Source organism: Pantoea brenneri (genome assembly GCF_038594305.1).
GTDB lineage: Bacteria > Pseudomonadota > Gammaproteobacteria > Enterobacterales > Enterobacteriaceae > Pantoea > Pantoea brenneri.
In genome coordinates, this window is sequence record NZ_JBCGBG010000001.1 from 712605 (window position 1) to 734394 (window position 21790).

Consider the following 21790-nt stretch of genomic DNA (forward strand, 5'->3'; position numbering starts at 1 on the left):
CCGCCAGATAAAATGCAAAAAGCCCGCTCAGATTTCCCTGAGCGGGCTTCTCTAAATTTGGCTCCTCTGACTGGACTCGAACCAGTGACATACGGATTAACAGTCCGCCGTTCTACCGACTGAACTACAGAGGAATCGTTTGAACGAGGCGAATATTAACGGCGTCGCCCGAAGGTGTCAACAGCAAAAAATACATTATCATTCAACTGGCTAGCTTTAGCGCAAAGCGATCGCGATTTAAGCAGTTTGCGCTGACAGGGCGACGATTCTCGTCAGCGGGTCCTGCTGATAAAAGTGGCGCAGATGCTGGTACATCGCCGGGAAGCGCTCGGCCAGCAGGTCCGGCGCGGTAAAGAAATATTCCGACAGCACGGCAAAGCACTCGGCCGGGTCGCTGGCAGCATAGGGATCGATGCTCGCCGCCTGTTCGCCCACCAGATCAACTTCGCTTTCAATCGCCGCCATCGCCGCCCGCAGATCTTTCTCCCACAGCGCCACCTCACGCAGCGGTATCACTGGAATCCCGCTGGTATAACCGCCGCCGCGGGCATCCAGTTTATGCGCCACTTCGTGGATCACCAGGTTGTAGCCGGAAAGATCAAACGAGTCCTGAATATCGAGCCAGTTCAGTACCACCGGACCCTGGGTCCAGCTCTGACCGGCATGCACCGCGGGCGCGCTGTGCACCAGACCCGCTTCGTCCTGCCAGAGATCGTCAACTTCAAACGGCTCCGGATAGATCAGCACATCGTGAAAGCCGTCCAGCCACTCCAGCCCCAGTTTCAGCACCGGCAGACAGAACAGCAGGGCGATGCGCACGCTGCGCAACTCATCCAGCTGAACCCCTCCGAGCGGCACCAGCTTTTTCTGTTGCAGGAAACGTTGCGCCAGGTGCACCAGCGCCTGCTGCTCCTCTTCACTGAGCAGAGTAAAAATCGGCTGCGCCAGACCAGGCTGCCACGGCAGCGCGCCCAGTGCAGGGTCGTTATGCGTTTTCCACGGCCATTTAAACATCGTCACTCCCGCACAGAACCGGACTATCTCGCTATCCTGGCGCGCCAGATATAAAAATGCCAGCATCGAAAACAGCATGCTGGCACCATCGATCTGGCTGCAGGGCTTAAGGCTGTCTATTCAACCCGTTAGCGCAGCCGTTGTCTGTGATTCAGCCCGCAAAGCGCAGGCCTGAGGTGTTACTTACGCTCAATGCGCTGGAACTCAATCACCCAGACCCACGGGTTTACTTCCCAGCTGGTGGCACCGTACTGCTTTTGCCAGGCTTTACGGTACGCCTCTTTAGGCGATTCCGAATTAACGTTCATAGTGAAGAAATTGTTGAGGAAGTGCGAATCGGTCTGCACCCCTTCGGCCATAATGTCATCTTCACTGATGTCCTGAATCTTCTCGGCCCGCACCCCGGTAATTTCCAGGTTAATGCGGCTGGCCCAGCGCGGCATGTGGATGGCGGTCTGCCAGCCAAACTGCTCGGCTTCCGGACTGCTCATTATATGCTGTCCCAGCTCGTTACTGTCCGCGCGATACTGGCAATAAGCCGGCTGGCGGAATGGCGTCGGATCGCGCTCATACTCTGCCAGCGCATCTTCGGGCACCAGCGGACCACGCCAGGTTTCACGCACCCACAGCACATCGCCGGGTTTGCCATACGGACAGTGATAACTGATATCCGTCATCGACATCATTTTGTAGCCATGCAGATGGTTAGCACTCACATCGAAAGCATGCACACCTTCGTGATGATCCTGTCCCGGGCCGAAAGCCTGAGTTTTCATAATGCGCCGGGTTTGCGTTTGCTGGCCAACCAACAGGGCACGAACACGCTGTTCGGAAAAAAGAATCGGCCGTTCTTTCATGGATTACCTCTTTTTATTAGTAGAACCCGGTTACTGCTGTAAACATCCCCTTGCTGCACTTCAGAGGATTATCATAAAGGGTATAAATCATTTTGCTTAATAATTTGTCGATGGGTCTTCAGGCGACAATGGCCGCTTTTGGTGTTAAAAAACCTCAAAATGCAAAAACCGCACCAAAGCTTATCATGCAACGTCCATAAAGCGCTGAATAGCCCGGATACAGTACGTTATAACGGTAAAAATAGGAACCTTTTCGGAATTGTTCACCTGTGATTATTGACAGTTTTTCCGTTATTTAAGGAATTTGATCGCGCGCAATGCGGCCAGCCAGATTTTTTTCTGCTGGAACAAACATTACACCCATTAAACTAATTCGCTTAGCGACGATCCGATAAGGAAAGCCCGAAAAGCGCTGAAATTGCGGTTATTTTGTATAAGAGATGCTATAAAAATGATCCAGATCTCATTTTCCTGCCGGAAAACCCTGGCAGCGCCGCTCTTTTCCTCAGCACTGAAAGAAAAGTGTCATTAGCCAGTCGCTATGATGGCTTGCCGTTTGCGCACCGATCGCGACGCAGTTTTGCGATTGAATACTACAGGGAGATAAATTATGTCACTCACACTCTGGCAATCTCGCTATGAAAGCTGGTTTCAGGCCAACTGGATCCACGATGACGGTGCCCATGATATTGCGCACTTACGCCGCGTATGGATGAGCGCACAACGGATCATGGCAGGCAGCGCCGCCAATCCGCTGGTGGTGTTAACCGCCTGCTATTTTCACGATGTGGTCAACCTGCCGAAAAATCACCCTGAACGCCATCTGGCTTCGACCTACGCCGCCACGGAAACGCAGCGTATTCTGCAACAGGACTTTACCGACTTCCCTGCAGAGCTGATTGAGGCGGTAATGCACGCCGTTAAAACCCACAGTTTCAGCGCCGGCATCCCGCCGCAGACGCTTGAAGCCAAAATCGTTCAGGATGCCGACCGGCTGGAGTCGCTCGGTGCCATTGGCCTGGCGCGGGTGTTCTATACCGCCGGGGCATTGAATCGTCCGCTGTTCGACAGTGCCGATCCGCTGGGAAAAGATCGCGAGCTGAATGATGTGAAATGGACGCTGGATCACTTCCAGAAGAAGCTGCTGCGGCTGCCGGAAACCATGCACACCGAGACCGGGCGGATGCTGGCGGAACATAATGCTGACTTCCTGGTGCGCTATATGGCCAAGCTGTATGCGGAGTTGCAGGGCAATCTGACCGGGATGGACGAAGGCGTGCTGCGGGACTTCACGCCATTACGGACCGAATATTAAATTTTTGTGACAGTATGTTAATCGAAACGGTCATCCGGTAGCGTGGAAGCAATAACAAAAAGGAGCAGCACGATGACCGAAACCGTTAATTTGACGATTAAAATTGATCCCGCACTGAAAGAAAATATTAAACAGTTGGCGCTGGAGAACCAGATTTCGATGAGCCAGGAAATTGTGCAGCGTTTGCAGGCCAGTCTGGAAACGCATCCGCATCCGGCGATTGATAATCAGGATCTGACCGAAGCGTCACCCGACGGGCTGACCAGTGCGGAAGTGAAACAGATTCGCCTGCTGCTGAAGAAGCAGGGCAAGAAGAAGAAGTAAATGCAAACCCGTCGCCTGACGGGTTTTTTATTTTATCCCGCCTCACCGCCGTGGCGAAACTGCTGCACCGTCTGCGCCAGCCGGCTGGCCTGCTGGTGCAGCGCATCTGCCGCGTTGCTCTGCTGCACACTTAATCCTTCACTGGCCTGTAACTGCTGATTGAGCGCCTCCACCTCGGCAGCAATGTGCGACACCCGGGCGCTTTGCGCGCTGGCGTTGTGTTGCAGCTCATTCAGTCGCGTCACTACTGCGCTGACCGCCTGCCCGATCTGCCCGAACAGCGTTTCCAGCGACTTCACTTTGCTGAAGCCACTATCAACATGGTGTCGGGTATGCTGGATTAGCTGATCAATCTGGCGCGTCGAGTGACCGCTTTTGGTCGAAAGTAAGCCAATCTCTTTTGCCACCACCGAGAAGCTGCGGCCATAGATGCCAGCGTGCGCCGATTCAATGGCGGCGTTCAGGGCCAGCAGGCGGGTCTGCAGCGACAGGCTATCCAGCAAATCGACTATGCCGGCAATGTCACCCGAAGCCTGCACGATGTGCCGCATCTGACTTTCCATCTGATCGACCTGACCGGCGCACTGCTGCATTAAGCGGTCGGCGGATTGCGCCTGATCGGTGGCCTGCAGCGAGAAGCGGGTGCTGTTCTCCACCTCTTCAGAGACCCGATGCAGACGCTGTGACAGATGACTGAAGCTGGCATTCTGCGCCTGATGCTGCTTGCGCGCCTGCTGGTTAGCGTGCTGCATCTCGCCCGCAGCGGCGGCCACGCTGACGGCCACTACGTCAATCTCATGAATGATGTGGCGCAGGCCCTGGCGCATCTCATCCATCGCATTGAACAGCTGTAACGTCTCACGCGACTGCCTGCGGAGTGGGGCGGCAGACGCCAGCAGATCGCCGGTGGCGATAGCCTGGAGCTGGCGACTGGCCTGCTGCAATGGCGTAATCACCCCGCGCAGCAGCAGCACGCCGCCCGCCACCAGCAGTCCGGACAGCAGCCCGGTCACCAGCAGCGACACATTGCGGGTGCCGGTTAAGCTCGCCAGCGAACTGCGATTGACGGCGGCCAGTTGGCGATTCGCCTGGCTGATCTCGCCGAACCAGGCATCGTTAAACTGCTGCTGGTAGGCTTGCATTGGCACCATAAAAAAGGCGTCGGTGCTGCTGGCGGCCAGCCCCTTAAGCTGCTCGGTTAGTCCCTGGCTCAGCAGAATAAAGCTCTGTTGCAGCGCACTGTCAGGCGCAGGCTGGTAGCGACTGAACAGCCGTTCGGCCTCGCTCAGCGAGGCGTTCGCACTCTCCGCCAGGCTTTTCCAGCTGTCGACCGATCCGCTCTGCTGGTCCTGCATCAGATAAATTCCCGCCCGATGACTGTCATCACTGGCGGTCAGCAGTTCGATGCGGGCGCGATCGAGCAGCGCCAGCCGCTCGCGCAAATCATGGGTCTGCGCCAGGCTGCGCTGCGCCTGGCTAACCTGGGCGGTCAGCAGCACAATACCGGCCGATTGCAGCAGGCAGAACAGCACCACGAACAGAATGAAATGGCCACGCAGGCTGGTCAGCCAGCCCGGCAGCGTAAGGGAAAACCGGCGATTACGACCGCGCAGCGGCAATAAAGTAAGCAGTGACATCACGCAACCCGAAATAAGAAAAAGCGCAGTATTAAGGGGTTACGTGACATCTTTGTGACAATCCGGCCGGATGACGGCAGAACAGCAGAATCGGTTTTCTTAACGGAAACCGCGCACCTTAATCAGCGCGTAACTGACGAATATGGGGCAGCAAAAGCTGAGCGACCGCCGCAAATACCGGCACCACCACCGAGTTACCAAATTGCTTATATGCCTGGGTGTCCGACACCGGGATACGGAACGGTTCACTGCCCGGTACGTCGAAGCCCATCAGGCGGGCGCACTCGCGCGGTGAGAGTCGGCGCGGACGGCGCGCCATATTGGCCGGATGATGAAACTCTGCTTCGCCCAGTGCGCTATCCCAGCCGCGATCGATCAGAATTTCCGAACCATCCTTGTAGTAACGTGCCGACAGAGTACGCACGCAGCAGTCGGGATTACGCGGATCGTTAAGCCCGAAGCCGAAGCCGTTGCCTTTAGCCTTGTGCTTTTTGGCGTACTGGTAGAGATAGCGCCACAGCACCGGTGACAGAATATATTTCTCATCTGGCTGCGGTTCCAGCAGGCTTTGCAGGCTCGGCACCTGCGGCGGGAAGAACTTTTTGATATCGCGCAGGGTGAAATCCTGACAGCCTTTGATATCGCGGCGGATGCCAACCAGCACGATGCGTTCGCGGTGCTGCGGCAGAAAATGGCGCGCATCAATGACCTTCGCATCCGGGCCGCTGGCGGCGGCATCGGCCACTTCATAGCCCAGCTCATCCAGCGTCTCCATGATAATGGCGAAGGTCCGGCCCTTATCGTGGCTCTTGAGGTTTTTCACATTTTCGAGCACGAAGAACGGTGGCTTTTTCGCCGCCAGAATGCGGGCGACATCGAAAAAGAGCGTGCCCTGAACCTGGCACTCAAAGCCGTGCGCGCGGCCCAGCGCATTTTTCTTGCTGACGCCAGCCAGCGAAAATGGCTGGCAGGGGAAACCGGCCAGCAGCACCTGATGATCGGGGATCGCCGCATCAATCGCACGGTAAATGTCGGCGTCATCGCTGAGGCCTTCCGGCTGCGTTACCTGGCGGATATCGGTGTTGAAGTGATGTTCGAGCGGATCGCTATAGTGATTGGCCTTATAGGTGCGGACCGCTTCTTTATTCCACTCGCTGGTGAATACGCATTTGCCGCCGATAGCCTCAAAGCCTTTACGAATGCCGCCAATACCGGCGAACAGATCGATAAAGCGAAACTCAGGCGCGTCATAATGAGCCGGCCGGCTGGGCAGCAGGTCCTGCAGCAGCGCCAGTTCAGCGTCACACAGCGGCGGCAGCGCGCTTTTGCCCTGGCGCACCCGGTTGAGCAACGCAGGCGTCCAGTTGAGAAAGCCGGCCTGGTGCAGTCGGGTGGTCACATCCCGGACCGAATAGATGTCGAGCACTTGCTGTAACAGTTGAGACGCATCAGACGGTGAAAGAGCAGCAGAGAGTGGTTCAGCAATGGCGGCGGGGTGCATGCGTTTTTCCTTAACAGTGAGCCGCCTATGCTATCACTCCTGACGCAGCGAGGAAATTGGCGGCGTGTGCCACCGGACCGATTGGCCGGAGGGACATTTTTTACGGCAGCAATCTGATAGCGAGCCTCTGCTGCTTTCGCTTTTCGTGGCGCAGGCTAAAGTTGAAGGACCAGCAAAAAAGGAGAATTTATGGCTGACGTTCACTCCAGCGAAACACGCAGCAAAAATATGCGTGCCATTCGCGCGCAGGATACTGCTATTGAGCAGCGTGTGGCGCTGTTGCTGAAGGATCGCGGATTCAGCTATCGGGTACAGGATAAAAATCTACCGGGCCGACCCGATTTTGTACTGCTGGAGCAGCAGGCAATTATTTTTGTGCACGGCTGCTTCTGGCATCGGCATCACTGCTATCTTTTCAAACTGCCGGCCACCCGTACCGAATTCTGGACCGGCAAGATCAACAGCAATGTCGAACGTGACCGGCGTTATGTGCGTCAGCTACAGGAGAGCGGCTGGAAGGTCCTGATCATCTGGGAGTGCGCCCTGCGCGGCAAACTGCGGCTGGCGGATGGCGATCTGCTGGAGCGGCTGGAAGAGTGGCTGCTGGCAATGACGCAGAGTGCCGAGATTGACCATCAGGGTATTCATCATTATTGCGAAGAGTGAGCCTTGCTAATCAGCAACATAATTGGTTAGATCTGCGCTTTCTCCGTGGCCAGGAGCCTGACATGAGCAGCATTAAACTGACGGTTAAACGCCTCTACCAGCTGCGCGACGAGCGCATGGTGAACACCAAAGCGACCGCGCGCGTTTACCTCGGCGACAGGCTGATCGCCACGGAAGAGATCACCGGCATGACAGAAAGCCCGGTCAGTAAGTATTTACATGCTGAAGGCGCGGCGGGTGAAGCGGTGCGGGTAGAGTGGGATTGTGAGGGCATCGCCGAGATGACGGTGACGGAAATCGAGCGCTGCCCATGTTGTCAACATAACGAACCAGACTAAGGATACGATTTTGGCGGGAACCAGCTTACTGACTTTACTTGATGATATTGCAACACTTCTGGACGATATTTCCGTCATGGGGAAAGTGGCGGCGAAAAAAACCGCTGGTGTACTGGGTGACGATCTGTCGCTGAATGCCCAGCAGGTGACCGGCGTAAAAGCCAACCGCGAACTGCCGGTGGTATGGGGCGTCGCCAAAGGATCGTTTCTGAACAAACTGATCCTGGTGCCGCTGGCGCTGATTATTTCCGCTTTCGCACCGTGGCTGATTACGCCGCTGCTGATGATCGGCGGCGCTTATCTCTGCTACGAAGGCGTGGAAAAAGTGATGCACAGTCTGCAACACGACAAGCAGCATAAATCGCCGGAAGCGCGTCAGCAGCGCCTCGAGTCGCTGGCAAAGCAGGATGCGGCGGAGTTTGAAAAGAAGAAGATTAAAGGCGCGGTGCGCACCGACTTTATTCTGTCAGCAGAGATTGTGGCCATCACCCTGGGGATCGTGTCGGAATCGCCGCTGCTCAATCAGGTGATTATTCTGGCGGGCATCGCCATTCTGGTCACCATTGGCGTTTACGGCATTGTGGCGGCGATTGTTAAAATCGACGACCTCGGCTTCTGGCTGCGCGAGAAGTCCTCACCTATCGCTCAGGGCATCGGCAGCGTGTTGCTGGCAGCGGCACCGTGGCTGATGAAGATTCTGTCCGTGGTTGGCACCATTGCGATGTTCCTGGTCGGCGGCGGCATTGTGGTACATGGCATTGCGCCGCTGCATCATCTGATTGAAGAAGTCAGCAGCGGTTTCAGCGGCTGGATCGCCATGCTGCTGAGCAACGGCGCCAATCTGGTGCTCGGTTTTATCATTGGGTCGATCGTGCTGTTGGTGGTGAACCTTATTGCCAAACTGCGCGGGAAATCGGTATAAAGCGCACTGTAATTACGGTCAGGAGAATGACGATGAACGACGACATGTTTGAATTTGATATCGACGCGCAACTTGAGCAGGCTGAAGCGAAAGCAGAGAAAAAGGCCAGCGAAGTGCCGGACGATCTGAGCGACGAAGCGGATTGCGAAGGCTGCAAAATCTGATTCCAGCCTGAACCCCATTCAAAGCGGATAATAATTATTATCCGCTTTTTTTATTTTCAACATATCCAACTGTTTAATTCTGAATTTGCCGCTTATTTGCGTGCCTTAACAGGCAGAAACCTTTTTTGACTGCTATAAAGAAAATAATCAAACCACAGGGTCAATGAGGAGGGCGCAACATGGTTTTTGCAATCAGTGAAGAAGTTCAGCACAAGAAAGACGGACAGACGATGGTGGTGACCGGCTACGCCAGCGGAATGGTCGAGTGTCGCTGGTATGATGGCTACGCGGTACGTCGTGAAGCATTTCGCAGCGAAGAGCTTAGCGCCTCAAATCCCGCCCGACAGCTTGCCAGTTAAGCGGCCTGCGATCAGGCCTGTAGGTCGCGAGATCTGACAGGCCCCGCTATACCGCATTCCCTTTACCTTTTCCGGCACACTCCCTGTGCCTGATTCTCCTCAGACGTTGCCGTCGTTATCCTCTTCTACCGCCTGATAGATGCGCTGCAGAATATCCGGGAAAGCTGACTGCACCCGACTCCAGCTCGGAATAAACGGCTTATCGTTTGGCCGTTCAATAAATGCCTGACCGGCTTCCAGAATCGACTGGGTAAACATTTCCACCGCGGCTTCCTCGACGTGCTGATCAAACTTCAGCCCGTTCATCGCCGCCTCGTGGTTGTAGATCTCCATCATATCCAGCGCATTACGGTAGTAGGTGGCTTTCAGCACCCGGAACGAGTCGCTGGTCAGCGGCACGCCCATGGTGGCCAGCTTGCGCAGCAGCGACTGCACGATGTCGCTACTCATGCGTTTCAGCCCGCCGGTACCATCCTCCTCCGCCAGCGGCTGATGCTTGTGGTCATAGTTATCGGCAATTTCCACCTGACAGGACTGACGGGTGGTGTAGTTGCGATAGATCTCTGAAAGCACGCCAATTTCCAGACCCCAGTCGCCCGGAATTTTGATGCCGTTCAGCACGTGCGTGCGCATCGCAAACTCACCCGACAGTGGATAACGGAAGCTGGAGAGATAATCGAGGTATTCCGAATGGCCATAGACTTTTTGCAGCGAACGCAGCAGCGGACCGACCAGCAGACGCCCGACGCGGCCGTTCAGCTTCCCGTCGGCGACGCGGGCATAGAAGCCCTTGCAGAATTCATACTGAAACGCCGGATTAGCCACCGGATAGAGCAGGCGAGCCAGCATGCCGCGCTCATAGGTGACGATATCGCAGTCATGCAGCGCGACGCAGCTGGTGCGGTCAGAAGCCAGCGTATAGCCGGTGCAGAACCAGACGTTGCGTCCCTTGCCTGGATTAGTAGGCGATAAGCCTTCTTTATCCAGCTCGGCATCAATCGCCTTGAGACGTGGGCCGTCATTCCACAGAATGCGGTGCCGCTGCGGCAGGCGTGAGAAAAACTCGCGGGCAAACAGAAACTGATCGCGGTCAGCGCGATCGAGGCCAATCACGATCTCATCAAGGTACGGCACCTTCGCCAGCTCATCGACAATCTTAGTCAGCGCCGGTCCTTCCAGTTCAGAAAACAGCGAGGGCAGGATCAGCCCCATCTTGCGTTTGCGGGCAAAGCGCACCATCTCCTTTTCCAGTGATTCCACGCTGCGGTGGGTGAGATTATGAAAATTGGTAATAACGCCGTTCTGAAAAAAATCACTCATCGCACCATCCTTTTAATGCCCGTGGGCAGCTTACAGAGGTTGAGTCAAAAAGTAGTCCAGCCCTTCACGCCAGCCTTCAGGGCCATAGTGCGCCGTATGGTAGACCTGCTGCTGATCGGTCCGGCTGAGGGTGACCGGTGTTTTACTGTAGCCTTTAATCACGACGGCGTAGTCGACCGCGTCCAGCATCGGCGCGTCGTTAGGCCCGTCGCCCAGTCCGATAGTGGTAAAGGCGGAACCAGACTGTTGTGCCAGTAGCCAGCGCACCGCCTCGCCTTTGCCGCTGCCGGCTGGCATGACGTGCCAGAACCGGCCGCCCTGGGCCAGCGCCAGTCCTTCAGCGGTCAGCGCGGCGCGGAAACGGTCAAAAGCCTCGTCACTGTCGCGCCAGACCACCACTTCAGAAGCATCGCGCTGGCGTGACAGGGCGGCATCCGCTTCACTCAGGCCGGTCATTGATGAGACCGCCTGATCGGTAAAGTCATGAAAGCCGGTAAACCGGTACTGCGTTTGCAGCGCCGCCAGCCGGCTACAGATCGCCTCATAGGTCAGGCTATTGTCGGGCAGATGAGTTCGCTGCTCCCCGCTCTGGACCACTGCGCCGTTTTCCGCAATAAACGGCGCACCGGCAATGCCGAGCCTCTTCTGTAGCGGGATAATTTCGGCTGCCGTTTTGCTGGAACAGATCACCAGCGGGACGTCATGTTGTTTCAGGGTGGTCAGCCACGGCGTGGCGGCATCCCAGCGATAGCTGTGGTGGTCGAGCAGCGAACCATCGAGATCGGTAATAATCATTAACGGCTGTTGAAGATCGGGCATCGGTCAGCTCCTGTCAGCACGGCTAAAGCGGCGATTTTTCAATATTATAGTTGAATATGGCTCACACTTTTTTCTTAAGCGCCCGCCGGATAAATCCAGGAATAATCTTAAATCGAAACGTTGTGGATCGGCGGGATGCATGAAGTGTGCAGCGGCTAAGTCGCTGTCTGCTGCGGTGTTTTCGGTAACATATGCCGCCTTATTCACCGTTTCGTTGCAGAAATGTGCATAGCAGAGACTTGTCTTAAAAAAGGGAAGGCGTAGTCTGCAAGGGTGTTAAGAATTCCCTGGTGTAACGAATTGAAATTTTTACCCGGCCATCCCGCCGGGTATTTTTTTTGAAATCGTTTTCAGCGGTTTGCCTCACAGGAACGACAGTCACAGATATCCATTTCAAAGGCGTCGGCCAGTTCAGTTCCGCGCTGCAACAGCTGCGGTGCTGGTCGCTCATCAGCCACTGGCGGCTGCGCCATAGATTCGTGCATCTCAGCGGCATTCCCGGCCTGTAACGCCTCCAGCAAACGATCAACATCAACATTCATCGCTGACTGAGACGGTTCGGTATGCTGTTTTTCGCCTGTCATTTTCTGACTCCCGCGCGCGGACAGAATGATCAGTATAGTGGCTGGTGCAGAAAGAGGTGAGGGGGCGATCACAGCAAAAAAAAGCCCGCGCTGCGCGGGCAAAATCCTTGTTACTTTTAGGTTGACTGCCCCTATGGGGTTGGCGCAGTAGGGAGAGTGTAAGGCGGGCGCGCGTCAGAAGTCTTGCGGCGAAGTGTTAAGGAATTGAAAAAACGCAGGCTTACTCAGATTTACCTGACTTTTCGCTCATTGAGAGCAGAATCGGCTATAGTTCGTGATAAAGTTGATTTTTATCAATACCTAAAGGAATGGTTATGGACATCTTAAGAATTATTATCGCGATCCTGTTACCGCCACTTGGCGTCTTTATGCAGGTTGGTTTCGGTGGTGCCTTCTGGCTGAACATCCTGCTGACGCTGTGTGGCTACATTCCGGGTATCGTGCACGCTGTATGGGTGATTGCCCGTCGCTAACGCTCGGCATCACTGCGGTTCTTCGTTTAGACTGTGCAACAGGAAATAATCAGGAGAACCGAAATGAAGGTGAATGACCGCGTCAGCGTTAAAACCGATGGTGGCCCGCGCCGCGTCGGAACTATTCTGGCCATGGAGCCGTTTAATGAAGGCACCATGTTTCTGGTGGCGCTGGAAGATTACCCGTTAGGCATCTGGTTTTTTAACGAGGATGGTCATCCGGAGGGGATTTTTGTTGAGCCTTACAGCACAGAATAAACCGGCCGGCACGTCGCGCCACTGCTGATGCGATCCTCCTCCCCGTGGCGGGGAGGAGGCAAAGCCAGACCGCCGTCACTGACCCGACGGCATCACTGCTCTATTAATTCTGCACTTCCCTGTCGGCACTCTCTGTCTGCACTCCAACTGCGCTTAAAACGTTTCCCAGTTATCATTACCGCTTGCCAGTGCCGGACGAGGCGCAAGGGCAGGGGTTTTCACCGGCGCGGTGGCGCGGCTGGCGGTGCCAGCCAGCACCGGCGTATCCTGCAGGCGGAAAGCCGATACCGCCTGAGTCAGTTTACCGGCCTGATCTTCCAGCGATGCAGCCGCCGCAGAGGCTTCTTCGACCAGCGAGGCGTTCTGCTGGGTGACATTATCCATTTCGGTAACGGCCTGGCTGACCTGCTGAATCCCACGGCTCTGTTCGTCAGAGGCGGCGGCAATCTCTGCCATGATATCGGTGACCCGACGTACCGCTTCGACAATCTCGCCCATAGTGTTACCGGCAGCGCCGACCTGCTGCGAACCATCTTTAATCAGCGTGACCGACTCGGCAATCAGCGACTCAATCTCTTTTGCTGCCTGCGCACTGCGCTGTGCCAGATTACGGACCTCACTCGCGACCACCGCAAATCCCCGACCCTGCTCACCGGCACGAGCGGCTTCGACCGCCGCGTTCAGTGCCAGAATGTTGGTCTGAAAGGCGATGCTGTTGATGACGTTGGTGATCTCGGCAATCTTTTTCGAGCTACCGGAAATGTTGGTCATGGTTTTTACAACGCCGCTGACCAGGTCGCCGCCACTGCGGGCTTTACCGGAGGCATCGGCGGCCAGCTGGCTGGCGTGATGGGCATTTTCGGCGTTCTGCTTCACCGTGGCGGTGAGCTGTTCCATGCTGGCGGCCGTCTGTTCCAGTGCTGCCGCCTGCTGTTCAGTACGCGAGGAGAGGTCGGTATTGCCAGCAGAGATTTCGCTGGAGCCCTGATAAATGGCGACGGCACCTTCACGCACCGTGCCGACGGTTTTTACCAGCGACTGCTGCATTAACTGCAGATTGTGGATCAGGGTGCCTATTTCGCTGCGACCATGTGGCAGCGGTGGTGCCGTCAGGTCGCCCTGTGCGATACGCTCAATGCGTGACACCGACTGACGCAGCGGATTAATCACCACCCGACGCAGGAAGACAAAGGTCAGCAGCACCAGCAGCAGCGCAGCGCCAAAGGCCACCGCCATCGCAATAAAGCCAATACGCGACTGATGGTTGGCTTCGGCGGTGATCGCATTGGCGCGGTCGGTACGGATTTTGATCGCCTTCAGCAGCACCGCATTGTAGTCGGCGTCCAGTTTGCGGGTAACGTCGGTTTCCTGCGCGATAATGCCTTCGAAGCTGCCTTGCTTACCGGCGTTAATCATCGGTATCAGGCCTTTCTCAATATAGTCGTTAAAGCGTGCCTGCAGCGTGGCATCCAGCGCGACATCCTCGGGCGACTTCACCTTGCGGTCGGCGTAGACTTTAAACCCGTCTTTAGCCTGCTGAATACGTTTCTCTGCCGACGCGAGATTAGCGCGAAACTCATCCATCTCACCGATACGCGCCGCGGCGCCGGCCTGAATAACCGTCAGACGGGCAGTACGTAAGTGGTTTGAACTGTTCGAGATACCCATCCGCACCTGAATTTCGTCAGTGGCGTCACTGAGCGAGTGATTACCTGAAATAAGAAAGTAACTGGCGACACCAATACAGAGTGCAAACAGCAGCAGAATGCCGCCGAAGATCAGGCTAAACAGCGGGACAAGGCGGAGGTTCTGCCATATACCCGAGGTGTTCTGTCCATCATTAACCAATGCAGTGTTCATATCCTTGCTCTCTTGAGGCTGTTGTTATAAGGCTTAACATCGGCAAAAGAGCGGAAAGGCTTAGCGGCAGGAGTGAGATCTGGCTCCCAGTTTGAGGCAAAAAAAAACCGGCCATCCTGGCCGGTTTTCATTGCGGGTCGTTATCTTACGTTAACGTAGATACCCGACGTGACGTTATCAGTTAAACGCACCACATGATAAATAACCTGCTTATTATGGGTTTTGATTTTGCGTTTAATATTACCTTTATGTGACGAAACAGTTTTCGCCTTTATTTGCATTTTATCTGAGATCTGAATGGTGTCATGACCTGACATCCACATCTTCAGCATATTTGACTCGGTCTGGCTCAGCGTTAATGGATGAACATCCATTCCTGAAGAGATACGCGCAGACTGATTGAGTTTTTTCTGCAAATAGGTGCTAAGTAACGAATCCAGAGTCGATGTCTTTATCGATTTTGACGTAATAATCAGGTTCTTACGAACGTAGAGGTATTCCTCAAAATGGATATTGCTTATCGCCATGAATATAAAGAACAGCGTATCAGGGTGCTGCGTAATAATGCTGCGGATACGTTCGCTGGAGTCGGGTTCATGAATAAAGCAGTCTTCATTAATAAAGACGACACCAGGTTTTAATTGTTCACATTTTTGCTGTAGTTGCTCAATATCGGAGGCAGAAGTGATATTTTTCTTCTTAACTCCTTTAAAAGACATGTAGTCCGATAATCCCAGGCGTGTGTAGTTGCAGGAATCCATAATAATCGTTGGCATAATAGCGACCCTCACCAATTTGTTATCCGTTTAAATCAACGATGAATTACGCGTTGCGGTACGAGAGAGATTTCTAAGGCACTTTTTTATTCTGCTCGTGCAGTGTGGTAACAGGCAAACGCCTGTAAAAGTCTTCATCCCTGACCCGTTCTGCAAAAATATTGTGCTGCTTTGACGTCACACATTCTCCGGTTATGGCGGGGAATGCCAGTGAAAAACCGGAGGTTAAGTAAGACTCTGTTTTTGGGAGCGCTGTCACTATCGCTGAAAACCCGGAGTTTTCTGATAGGACAAATCTTAAAAACATTTGTTTTACGAAAGTGTGATGTCTCAGCGTGTGTTGACAATGCCGGAAAAAACATTTTTTAACAAGAAAAATCACTAAAGAATTTTTTTTGTTCAAATTCAATGAATTGCCTTTTTTATCAACAAATTCACAGTCTAACCGCTGCTGTGAACCGCCCAACTAAAATACGCGAAGCCCGGTTTAATAAGAATTATTTTCAGACTCTCAGCACATTTATCAGAATTTCCTTAGTTGCATTCTGGAAAATATGGTTTGAAAAATGCACGGATGGTTTTGCGTTACTTAAGTATCAGTAAGCAAAGATAGTTAGAAACTTAATGTTCAGGGACGGGATAGTTCTGTCAGGAACAGGGCGAGTAAATCAAACACTTCACCGAACAAATGCTCACAGAACGGGGCGAGCAGTGGCATCAGCATACTGATAGTCAAAATGCCTACTGATAAGGTGATCGGGAAGCCAATTGCGAAGATTGATAACTGTGGTGAAACACGGTTTAACAAACCTAGTACCAGATTTAGCATGAGGAGCAAAACGATTAAGGGTAGCGCTAACATCATGCCATTAAGGAAAATTAATCCGCCCGACTTCACCAGCGCCATAAACGCATTGGCATTCAGTGGATGTCCGCCAATCGGCAACGTATGAAAACTGTCCGCCAGCAACGAGATCAGCCACAGGTGTCCGTTGAAGGTCAGGAACAGTAACATCGCCAGCATGTCTAAAAAACGCGCCAGTACCGGCATGTTGAGGCGGCTGCCGGGATCAAAAAAGGTGGCGAACGACAGGCCCATCTGTAAGCCAATCACTTCCCCGGCGGTCCGCACCGCGGCAAAAGCAAACTGCATGGTAAAGCCAAGCGCAATGCCAATCAGCATCTGCTGGATCAGCAGCCAGAAGCCGGCCGGCGAAAACAGCGTCACGTTAACCGGCGGCAGCAGCGGCATTAACAGCCAGGTGATCATCACTGCCAGACCAATTTTGACCCGGTGACTGATAGATCGTTCATTAAGCAGCGGCGCAGAGGCCAGCAGCGCCAGAATACGCACCAGTGGCCAGAAGAACTGGCTCACCCAATGTACCAGCTGGCTGCTGTCGAGAGTAATCATCAGCCGATGATGTAAGGCAGGTTGGAAAAGACGGTGCGGATATAGTCGAGCAGCAGATTCAGCATCCACGGGCCGGCAATAATGCCGGTGGTCGCCACCGCCAGAATTTTCGGAATGAACGACAGGGTCTGTTCATTGACCTGAGTGGCGGCCTGCAACAGGCTGATAAGCAATCCACTGACCAGCGCGGCCAGCAGCATCGGGGCGGCCAGCATCAGCGCGACGCGCATCGCTTCCTGGCCCATTACCATTACTGATTCGGGTGTCATGTTGTGCTCCGGGAATAGGGGGGATCAGGAGTAGAAGCTTTGCGCCAGTGAGCCGACCAGCAGTTGCCAGCCATCGACCAGCACAAACAGCATCAGCTTAAACGGCAGTGAGATTGTCGCCGGTGGCACCATCATCATCCCCAGCGCCATCAGCACGCTGGCCACCACCAGGTCAATAATCAGAAACGGGATAAACACGGTAAAACCAATCTGGAAAGCGGTCTTCAGCTCGCTGGTCACGTAAGCGGGCAGCAGGATGCGCATCGGCACCGCTTCCGGGCCGGCAATCGGCGCGGTATTCGCCAGGCGAGCGAACAGGGCCAGATCCGCTTCACGGGTCTGACGCAGCATAAACTCACGCAGCGGCTGGGCGCCTTTCTCGATCGCCACATCCATGCTGATTTTGTCCTGGCTGAACGGCAGGTAGGCGTCCTGATAAATCTTGTCGAAGGTCGGCGCCATAATAAAGAAGGTCAGAAACAGCGACAGCCCCAGCAGAACCTGGTTCGGCGGTGCAGAGGGCGTACCCAATGCGTTACGCAGCAAACCAAACACAATGATGATGCGGGTAAAGCTGGTCATCATCAGCAGCACCGCCGGAATAAAGGTCAGGGCGGTGATAAACACCAGCGTCTGCACCGGCAGCGACCAGCTCTGGCCGCCGTTTGGCAGCGCATGACTCACCAGGCCCGGAAGCTGGGCATGGGCAACCGGTGCCAGCAACAGCAGTGGCAATAAAGGAAGCAGTCGACGCATCATTGGGGTTTTCCGGGACGTTTAACCAGGTTCTGTAACAGCTGACGAAAATCCTGTGGGGCAGCCTGTGCTGGCGTATTCTCCAGCGGCGCACCCGGCGGTAGCGTATGCAGATGGGTAATCTGCTGTGCGGTCACGCCAAGCACCAGACGGGCATCGGCGGTATCGACAATCACCACCCGCTCACGCTGGCCGACCTGCACGCTGGCGGTCAGTTTAAGCTCCTGGCCGCTCACCTTCTTCGGCGCGAAGCCAAAGCGGCGTGCCAGCCAGGCGCAGGCCAGAATCAATAAAATAATCACCGCTAACATGCTGCTGACCTGCACCACCATTGAGCCGGTGGAAATCGGCTGAGCGTGTGGCGCAGCAGGTTGCAGACTTTGATTCTGGCTAGTCATTCTCAGCGACTCAGACGACGCATACGTTCGGACGGAGTAATAATGTCAGTGATGCGCACGCCATATTTGTCGTTGACCACCACCACTTCACCCTGAGCAATCAGGTAACCGTTGATCAGAATATCCAGCGGTTCGCCTGCCAGGCCGTCGAGCGACACCACTGAACCCTGCGCCAGACGCAGCAGCTCTTTGATGGTCATCTTGGTACGGCCCAGTTCCACGGTCAGTTTGACCGGGATATCCATGATCAGATCGATATCCTGCAGTGAGCCAGAAACGTTACCGCTCTCGAATGACTTAAACACGTCATCGGTTTGCGGGGCGCTGCTGCTGCCGGTCTGCTCATTCATTGCTTCAGCCCACAGATCGTCCGCAGAGATATCGTCAGACGGCTTATTACTGTCACTCATGGGGCTGTTCCTCGTTCAGCGAATTCAAAATCGGGTTAATCAGGTGTTCGACACGCAGGGCATATTGGCCATTCATCGTGCCATATTGGCTGGTTAAGACCGGCACGCCATCGACATGGGCGATAATGCGTTCCGGTTTCTCAATCGGCAGCACGTCGCCGGGCTTCAGCTGCAAAATCCGTGACAGACGCAGCGAGGTTTCGGCAAAGTGTGCAATCAGTTCCAGCTCTGAGTGCTGCACCTGTTTTACCAGGTTGTCACGCCAGTGGTTATCTTCCTGGCGCGAGTTCTCGAGCGGCGGATTGACCAGCAGTTCGCGCAGCGGCTCAATCATTGAAAACGGAATGCAGATATTAAATTCACCCACCAGGTTACCAATCTCCACCTGGAACGGCGTGTTAACCACGATGTCGTTCGGTGAAGTGGTGATGTTGGTGAATTTCACCTGCATCTCTGAACGCACATACTCGACGTCCAGTGGATAAATGGCTTTCCATGCGTCGCTGTAACCGTCCAGCGCCAGCTTCAGCATGCGACGGATAACGCGCTGCTCAGTATGGGTAAACTCGCGACCTTCTACTTTGGTCGGGAAGCGACCATCGCCACCGAACAGGTTATCAACCGCGATAAACACCAGACTGGGTGAAAACACTACCAGCGCCGTACCGCGCAGCGGCTTCAGGTGGATCAGGTTCAGGTTGGTCGGCACCGGCAGGTTGCGGGCAAACTCGTGATACGGCTGAATCTTGATCGCGCCGACGCTGATATCCGGGCTACGACGCAGCAGGTTAAACAGCGCCATACGGAAACTACGGGCAAAACGCTCGTTAATAATCTCCAGCGCCTGTAAACGCTCGCGCACCACGCGGCGCTGGGTATTCGGGTCGTAAGGACGAATATCGCCTTCCGGCCCGTTTTGTTTCTTTTCTTCTTCCGCGCTGCCACTGTCGCCGTTTAATAGGGCGTCAATTTCAGCCTGGGAGAGAATGCTATCGCCCATTGATTCACCTCAAAATGAAGGCAGTAAACAGCACATCGTTCACGGCCTGCGGAGGTTGACCTTTTACCAGTGGTGGTGCCAGCGCCTGTTTGATTTGTTCAACAAGCGCTTGCTTTCCTTGCTCCGTCGCCAGCGCCGCAGCGCTCTGACGCGAGAGCAGCAGCAGCAGACGACTGCGCACCTCAGGCAGATAGTCATTTAACCGACGCCGTGTATCCTCATCGGCCAGACGCAGGGTAAAGCCTACGTACAGCACGCGGTCAGGATCGTTGTCGGGATTGACCAGGTTAACCGTAAATGTATCAAGTGCAAAAAAGACCGGGGCGGGAGGCGGTTCGACTTTCGCCACCTCCGGCTTATCGCCCTCATGTTTATTCATCATTCGCCAGACTGCATAGCCTGCCACGCTGCAAGCGGCCAGCGTCACAATGAGCAACACCGGAATTAAGAGTTTACGTTTGCGGCCTTTAGCTTTCGCGTTATCAGACATGTTTGCAGTTACTTCCTGTGAATTATGGGCAAGCCTCTCGGCTCACTTGGACAGATTATCCCGCGTCTTAAGTCAAACAATGGGAAGAAAAGACGCGGGTTTTACGCTTACCTTCAGCGTTTGTCGCTATCAGGCAAAAGTGTCGACCGCGCCATTACCGTTTACCCGCGCCTGAAGAGCGGCGGGAACGGCAATCGGCGTGATGTCGGTGTCACTATCCTGAGCGAGAGAGAAGCGGCCATGCTGTCCATCGCGGCGCGCCTCCTGCTGTTGCTGGAAGTTCTGGCCTTGCGCGGAACTGTCACTGCTGACCTGACTCTCACCCAGGTGGATTCCGCTCTCTGCCAGCGCACTGCGCAGCTGCGGAATCGCGGCTTCCAGCGCCGCTCTGACGTGGCTATGGCCGGAAACCAGATTAATTTGTGCCTGGTCGTTATCCAGTTTCAGGCTGATCTGGATGGCGCCCAGGTCTGCCGGATGTAAGCGCAATTCGGCGTTTTGCTGACCGTTGCGGCTGAACATCACAATTTGCTGGCTTAACGCCTGCTGCCACTCATCGCTGCCCAGCTGCGCATTCAGCATCGGGGTCGAGGGCGTGCTGGTGGTCGACGACGCCATTACCGGCGGCGCCAGGCTGCTGGCGCTGGAGATCGGCGTGCTGGCGATCAGCGAATTATCGCTGGCACTGGCTTTGATGGCGGCCTGATCGTCCTGTCGGGTTAAATTGCTCAGCACCTGCTGAAAACTGCTATCCAGCGTCTGCTCGGGGCTGAGGCTGTTACTGTTCACCGCAGCCGTGCTGCTCTGGCTGGCTGTGCTACTCACCGCGGGCGCATTCAGCGCGGCGGTTTTAACCCCAGGCGAACTCTCCGCGCCGGGTTCTTTGCTCGCCTGATCGCTGCCGGTGAGCATCTGTGCCAGTGACGTCAGGCTTTTGCGCGCGCTGTCGTTCTGGACAGCCAGTTCACCCTGCGCCTCACTGACCGGGCTGACGGCTGCGCTGGTGGCGGCCGGCGTGGTCGGTAACATGGCGAACAGCGCCTGCACATTTTGCATATCGCTGGCACTTAAGGGCGCGGCTTCTGACTTGTCTTTATCATCGGCTGATTTTGTGCCGGCTTTAATATTTTCCGGCTTAAACAGTGCGCTTAGCGCCGCCGGATTATCCAGTGCGGCGATCAGGGCATTCAGTGGTGCGCCAGGCTGCGCATCGGTGTCGCTTTCTGTTTTGAGATCAGCCGATTGCGCCGCTTTTCCCTGCTGTTTCGCCAGGCTCAGCAACTGGTTTCCCAGCGCGGTCAGAAAGTCGTGCGGCAGGGCATCGGTGCCGGCAGCTGCATCGGTTGAAACTGATGTATCCGCGTCGGTTTTCACCGCCGCTTTCATGGCAATGTTTGGCAGCGTAATCATTCGCCTCTCCTCAAAGCGGCCCGTTGGGCAAATTCATCCATCCGTTTCTGGTCGAGACGGTTTTCCTGTCGTAATGCATTTTCCGCTGCCCGGGTGATCAGCGTCTGATAGGCGTTCAGCCGCTGCTGTTTCTCACGCCAGTTGATCAGCGCCTGCTCAAGACGCTGGTTCCAGTTATTGAGCTGGTTGCGGTGCTGATCGATCGCTTTTTCCAGCGTCTGAATAAACTGGTGGTAGTTGGTCCAGCGGGTGCTGGCAATCCCGGTCGACATATCGTCATTCAGCTTGTTGCGATATTCGTCCTGGTAGTCGAGCAGCATGGTCAGCTGCTCATTGGCAGCCTGCTGACCGCGACGCATATCGCCGAGATAGATGGCGGCGCGTTCCAGATCCTGTTCCGCTAAATCGCGTAGCGTGTCGATGGCATTTGCAGTTTTCATTGCCGTTACCTCGCGT

The 21790-nt window shown here is 54.9% G+C and carries 27 protein-coding genes and 1 tRNA gene; 9 read left to right on the plus strand and 19 right to left on the minus strand.

The features are described 5' to 3' along the window. Positions 1–58 precede the first annotated feature (58 nt). The 3 genes from AABB92_RS03145 to AABB92_RS03155 form a co-directional block, all read right to left on the minus strand. A tRNA-Asn gene (locus tag AABB92_RS03145) sits at positions 59–134 on the minus strand. Positions 135–237: 103 nt separating this feature from the next. After that, positions 238–1014, minus strand: a complete 777-nt coding sequence (gene mtfA, locus AABB92_RS03150) for a DgsA anti-repressor MtfA (protein WP_031377112.1) — start codon at positions 1012–1014, stop codon at positions 238–240. A 179-nt stretch (positions 1015–1193) separates the two neighbouring features. Beyond that, positions 1194–1871: an ASCH domain-containing protein gene (locus AABB92_RS03155; protein ID WP_031377111.1), complete on the minus strand. Its 678-nt coding sequence runs from the start codon at positions 1869–1871 to the stop codon at positions 1194–1196. Positions 1872–2481: 610 nt separating this feature from the next. Here AABB92_RS03155 and AABB92_RS03160 point away from each other — a divergent pair. Continuing rightward, entirely contained in the window at positions 2482–3186 is a 705-nt protein-coding gene (locus AABB92_RS03160; RefSeq protein WP_031377110.1) for a phosphohydrolase, read from the plus strand. 72 nt (positions 3187–3258) lie between these two features. Beyond that, positions 3259–3510, plus strand: coding sequence for a hypothetical protein (locus tag AABB92_RS03165; protein ID WP_031377109.1), 252 nt, complete (start codon positions 3259–3261; stop codon positions 3508–3510). Positions 3511–3542: 32 nt separating this feature from the next. On the opposite strand, the gene AABB92_RS03170 is transcribed toward AABB92_RS03165, so the two are convergent. Together AABB92_RS03170 and dcm are read right to left on the minus strand one after the other, a co-directional pair. Further along, positions 3543–5147: a methyl-accepting chemotaxis protein gene (locus AABB92_RS03170; protein ID WP_031377108.1), complete on the minus strand. Its 1605-nt coding sequence runs from the start codon at positions 5145–5147 to the stop codon at positions 3543–3545. A 118-nt stretch (positions 5148–5265) separates the two neighbouring features. Beyond that, positions 5266–6648, minus strand: a complete 1383-nt coding sequence (gene dcm, locus AABB92_RS03175; protein WP_031377107.1) for a DNA (cytosine-5-)-methyltransferase — start codon at positions 6646–6648, stop codon at positions 5266–5268. A 189-nt stretch (positions 6649–6837) separates the two neighbouring features. On the opposite strand from dcm, the gene AABB92_RS03180 reads away from it, so the two are divergent. The 5 genes from AABB92_RS03180 (at position 6838) to AABB92_RS03200 (ending at position 9097) form a co-directional block, all read left to right on the plus strand. Further along, a complete protein-coding gene (locus AABB92_RS03180; RefSeq protein WP_031377106.1) occupies positions 6838–7314 on the plus strand; it encodes a very short patch repair endonuclease in 477 nt (158 codons plus the stop codon). Positions 7315–7376: 62 nt separating this feature from the next. Then, positions 7377–7652, plus strand: a complete 276-nt coding sequence (locus tag AABB92_RS03185) for a hypothetical protein (protein WP_031377105.1) — start codon at positions 7377–7379, stop codon at positions 7650–7652. A gap of 10 nt (positions 7653–7662) precedes the next feature. After that, positions 7663–8574, plus strand: coding sequence for a DUF808 domain-containing protein (locus AABB92_RS03190; RefSeq protein ID WP_031377104.1), 912 nt, complete (start codon positions 7663–7665; stop codon positions 8572–8574). 32 nt (positions 8575–8606) lie between these two features. Next, positions 8607–8738, plus strand: a complete 132-nt coding sequence (locus tag AABB92_RS03195; RefSeq protein ID WP_255352405.1) for a hypothetical protein — start codon at positions 8607–8609, stop codon at positions 8736–8738. 179 nt (positions 8739–8917) lie between these two features. Then, positions 8918–9097: a YodC family protein gene (locus AABB92_RS03200; RefSeq protein ID WP_031377103.1), complete on the plus strand. Its 180-nt coding sequence runs from the start codon at positions 8918–8920 to the stop codon at positions 9095–9097. 99 nt (positions 9098–9196) lie between these two features. Here the strand turns inward: AABB92_RS03200 and AABB92_RS03205 are convergent, their stop codons facing one another. The 3 genes from AABB92_RS03205 to AABB92_RS03215 form a co-directional block, all read right to left on the minus strand. Beyond that, entirely contained in the window at positions 9197–10417 is a 1221-nt protein-coding gene (locus tag AABB92_RS03205) for a glycosyltransferase family protein (protein ID WP_031377102.1), read from the minus strand. A gap of 30 nt (positions 10418–10447) precedes the next feature. Further along, the gene (locus AABB92_RS03210; RefSeq protein WP_031377101.1) at positions 10448–11236 is read right to left on the minus strand and encodes a mannosyl-3-phosphoglycerate phosphatase-related protein; all 789 of its coding nucleotides are present in this window, start codon (positions 11234–11236) and stop codon (positions 10448–10450) included. 350 nt (positions 11237–11586) lie between these two features. Further along, the gene (locus AABB92_RS03215) at positions 11587–11820 is read right to left on the minus strand and encodes a DUF2525 domain-containing protein (RefSeq protein ID WP_031377100.1); all 234 of its coding nucleotides are present in this window, start codon (positions 11818–11820) and stop codon (positions 11587–11589) included. Between the two features lie 314 nt (positions 11821–12134). On the opposite strand from AABB92_RS03215, the gene AABB92_RS03220 reads away from it, so the two are divergent. After that, on the plus strand, positions 12135–12293 hold the full coding sequence (locus tag AABB92_RS03220; protein ID WP_046288250.1) for a YqaE/Pmp3 family membrane protein: 159 nt from the start codon (positions 12135–12137) through the stop codon (positions 12291–12293). Between the two features lie 63 nt (positions 12294–12356). After that, entirely contained in the window at positions 12357–12551 is a 195-nt protein-coding gene (gene dsrB, locus AABB92_RS03225; protein WP_031377099.1) for a protein DsrB, read from the plus strand. 153 nt (positions 12552–12704) lie between these two features. Here the strand turns inward: dsrB and AABB92_RS03230 are convergent, their stop codons facing one another. The 11 genes from AABB92_RS03230 to fliJ all read right to left on the minus strand — a co-directional run bounded on the left by AABB92_RS03230 (position 12705) and on the right by fliJ (position 21774). After that, a complete protein-coding gene (locus tag AABB92_RS03230) occupies positions 12705–14411 on the minus strand; it encodes a methyl-accepting chemotaxis protein (protein WP_031377098.1) in 1707 nt (568 codons plus the stop codon). Between the two features lie 140 nt (positions 14412–14551). After that, a complete protein-coding gene (gene rcsA, locus AABB92_RS03235) occupies positions 14552–15187 on the minus strand; it encodes a transcriptional regulator RcsA (RefSeq protein WP_031377097.1) in 636 nt (211 codons plus the stop codon). 628 nt (positions 15188–15815) lie between these two features. After that, positions 15816–16601 carry a flagellar biosynthetic protein FliR gene (gene fliR / locus AABB92_RS03240; RefSeq protein ID WP_031377096.1) on the minus strand — a complete coding sequence of 262 codons (786 nt, stop codon included), beginning with the start codon at positions 16599–16601 and terminating at the stop codon, positions 15816–15818. Further along, the gene (gene fliQ / locus AABB92_RS03245) at positions 16601–16870 is read right to left on the minus strand and encodes a flagellar biosynthesis protein FliQ (RefSeq protein ID WP_031377095.1); all 270 of its coding nucleotides are present in this window, start codon (positions 16868–16870) and stop codon (positions 16601–16603) included. The genes fliR and fliQ overlap by 1 nt, the downstream gene beginning before the upstream one ends. 24 nt (positions 16871–16894) lie before the next feature. Next, positions 16895–17626: a flagellar type III secretion system pore protein FliP gene (gene fliP, locus AABB92_RS03250; RefSeq protein ID WP_046288520.1), complete on the minus strand. Its 732-nt coding sequence runs from the start codon at positions 17624–17626 to the stop codon at positions 16895–16897. Beyond that, entirely contained in the window at positions 17626–18024 is a 399-nt protein-coding gene (fliO, locus tag AABB92_RS03255; RefSeq protein WP_031377094.1) for a flagellar biosynthetic protein FliO, read from the minus strand. The genes fliP and fliO overlap by 1 nt, the downstream gene beginning before the upstream one ends. Positions 18025–18026: 2 nt before the next feature. Next, a complete protein-coding gene (gene fliN, locus AABB92_RS03260; protein ID WP_031377093.1) occupies positions 18027–18434 on the minus strand; it encodes a flagellar motor switch protein FliN in 408 nt (135 codons plus the stop codon). Beyond that, positions 18427–19434: a flagellar motor switch protein FliM gene (gene fliM, locus AABB92_RS03265; protein WP_031377092.1), complete on the minus strand. Its 1008-nt coding sequence runs from the start codon at positions 19432–19434 to the stop codon at positions 18427–18429. Before fliM ends, fliN begins: the two co-directional genes overlap by 8 nt. A gap of 4 nt (positions 19435–19438) precedes the next feature. Beyond that, positions 19439–19924 (minus strand): flagellar basal body-associated protein FliL, encoded by a 486-nt coding sequence (gene fliL / locus AABB92_RS03270; RefSeq protein ID WP_031377091.1) that lies wholly within the window; start codon positions 19922–19924, stop codon positions 19439–19441. Positions 19925–20053: 129 nt separating this feature from the next. After that, the gene (locus AABB92_RS03275) at positions 20054–21334 is read right to left on the minus strand and encodes a flagellar hook-length control protein FliK (RefSeq protein WP_031377090.1); all 1281 of its coding nucleotides are present in this window, start codon (positions 21332–21334) and stop codon (positions 20054–20056) included. Continuing rightward, complete coding sequence (fliJ, locus tag AABB92_RS03280) at positions 21331–21774, minus strand: flagellar export protein FliJ (RefSeq protein WP_031377089.1); 444 nt, start codon at positions 21772–21774, stop codon at positions 21331–21333. The genes AABB92_RS03275 and fliJ overlap by 4 nt, the downstream gene beginning before the upstream one ends. Between the last annotated feature and the right edge of the window lie 16 nt (positions 21775–21790).

Excerpts from the sequence above, each read along its gene's own strand:
- mtfA (WP_031377112.1), bottom strand. The coding sequence starts at position 1,014 with ATGTTTAAATGGCCGTGGAAAACGCATAACGACCCTGCACTGGGCGCG.
- AABB92_RS03155 (WP_031377111.1), bottom strand. The coding sequence starts at position 1,871 with ATGAAAGAACGGCCGATTCTTTTTTCCGAACAGCGTGTTCGTGCCCTG.
- AABB92_RS03160 (WP_031377110.1), top strand. The coding sequence starts at position 2,482 with ATGTCACTCACACTCTGGCAATCTCGCTATGAAAGCTGGTTTCAGGCC.
- AABB92_RS03165 (WP_031377109.1), top strand. The coding sequence starts at position 3,259 with ATGACCGAAACCGTTAATTTGACGATTAAAATTGATCCCGCACTGAAA.
- AABB92_RS03170 (WP_031377108.1), bottom strand. The coding sequence starts at position 5,147 with ATGTCACTGCTTACTTTATTGCCGCTGCGCGGTCGTAATCGCCGGTTT.
- dcm (WP_031377107.1), bottom strand. The coding sequence starts at position 6,648 with ATGCACCCCGCCGCCATTGCTGAACCACTCTCTGCTGCTCTTTCACCG.
- AABB92_RS03180 (WP_031377106.1), top strand. The coding sequence starts at position 6,838 with ATGGCTGACGTTCACTCCAGCGAAACACGCAGCAAAAATATGCGTGCC.
- AABB92_RS03185 (WP_031377105.1), top strand. The coding sequence starts at position 7,377 with ATGAGCAGCATTAAACTGACGGTTAAACGCCTCTACCAGCTGCGCGAC.
- AABB92_RS03195 (WP_255352405.1), top strand. The coding sequence starts at position 8,607 with ATGAACGACGACATGTTTGAATTTGATATCGACGCGCAACTTGAGCAG.
- AABB92_RS03200 (WP_031377103.1), top strand. The coding sequence starts at position 8,918 with ATGGTTTTTGCAATCAGTGAAGAAGTTCAGCACAAGAAAGACGGACAG.
- AABB92_RS03205 (WP_031377102.1), bottom strand. The coding sequence starts at position 10,417 with ATGAGTGATTTTTTTCAGAACGGCGTTATTACCAATTTTCATAATCTC.
- AABB92_RS03210 (WP_031377101.1), bottom strand. The coding sequence starts at position 11,236 with ATGCCCGATCTTCAACAGCCGTTAATGATTATTACCGATCTCGATGGT.
- AABB92_RS03215 (WP_031377100.1), bottom strand. The coding sequence starts at position 11,820 with ATGACAGGCGAAAAACAGCATACCGAACCGTCTCAGTCAGCGATGAAT.
- AABB92_RS03220 (WP_046288250.1), top strand. The coding sequence starts at position 12,135 with ATGGACATCTTAAGAATTATTATCGCGATCCTGTTACCGCCACTTGGC.
- dsrB (WP_031377099.1), top strand. The coding sequence starts at position 12,357 with ATGAAGGTGAATGACCGCGTCAGCGTTAAAACCGATGGTGGCCCGCGC.
- AABB92_RS03230 (WP_031377098.1), bottom strand. The coding sequence starts at position 14,411 with ATGAACACTGCATTGGTTAATGATGGACAGAACACCTCGGGTATATGG.
- rcsA (WP_031377097.1), bottom strand. The coding sequence starts at position 15,187 with ATGCCAACGATTATTATGGATTCCTGCAACTACACACGCCTGGGATTA.
- fliR (WP_031377096.1), bottom strand. The coding sequence starts at position 16,601 with ATGATTACTCTCGACAGCAGCCAGCTGGTACATTGGGTGAGCCAGTTC.
- fliQ (WP_031377095.1), bottom strand. The coding sequence starts at position 16,870 with ATGACACCCGAATCAGTAATGGTAATGGGCCAGGAAGCGATGCGCGTC.
- fliP (WP_046288520.1), bottom strand. The coding sequence starts at position 17,626 with ATGCGTCGACTGCTTCCTTTATTGCCACTGCTGTTGCTGGCACCGGTT.
- fliO (WP_031377094.1), bottom strand. The coding sequence starts at position 18,024 with ATGACTAGCCAGAATCAAAGTCTGCAACCTGCTGCGCCACACGCTCAG.
- fliN (WP_031377093.1), bottom strand. The coding sequence starts at position 18,434 with ATGAGTGACAGTAATAAGCCGTCTGACGATATCTCTGCGGACGATCTG.
- fliM (WP_031377092.1), bottom strand. The coding sequence starts at position 19,434 with ATGGGCGATAGCATTCTCTCCCAGGCTGAAATTGACGCCCTATTAAAC.
- fliL (WP_031377091.1), bottom strand. The coding sequence starts at position 19,924 with ATGTCTGATAACGCGAAAGCTAAAGGCCGCAAACGTAAACTCTTAATT.
- AABB92_RS03275 (WP_031377090.1), bottom strand. The coding sequence starts at position 21,334 with ATGATTACGCTGCCAAACATTGCCATGAAAGCGGCGGTGAAAACCGAC.
- fliJ (WP_031377089.1), bottom strand. The coding sequence starts at position 21,774 with ATGAAAACTGCAAATGCCATCGACACGCTACGCGATTTAGCGGAACAG.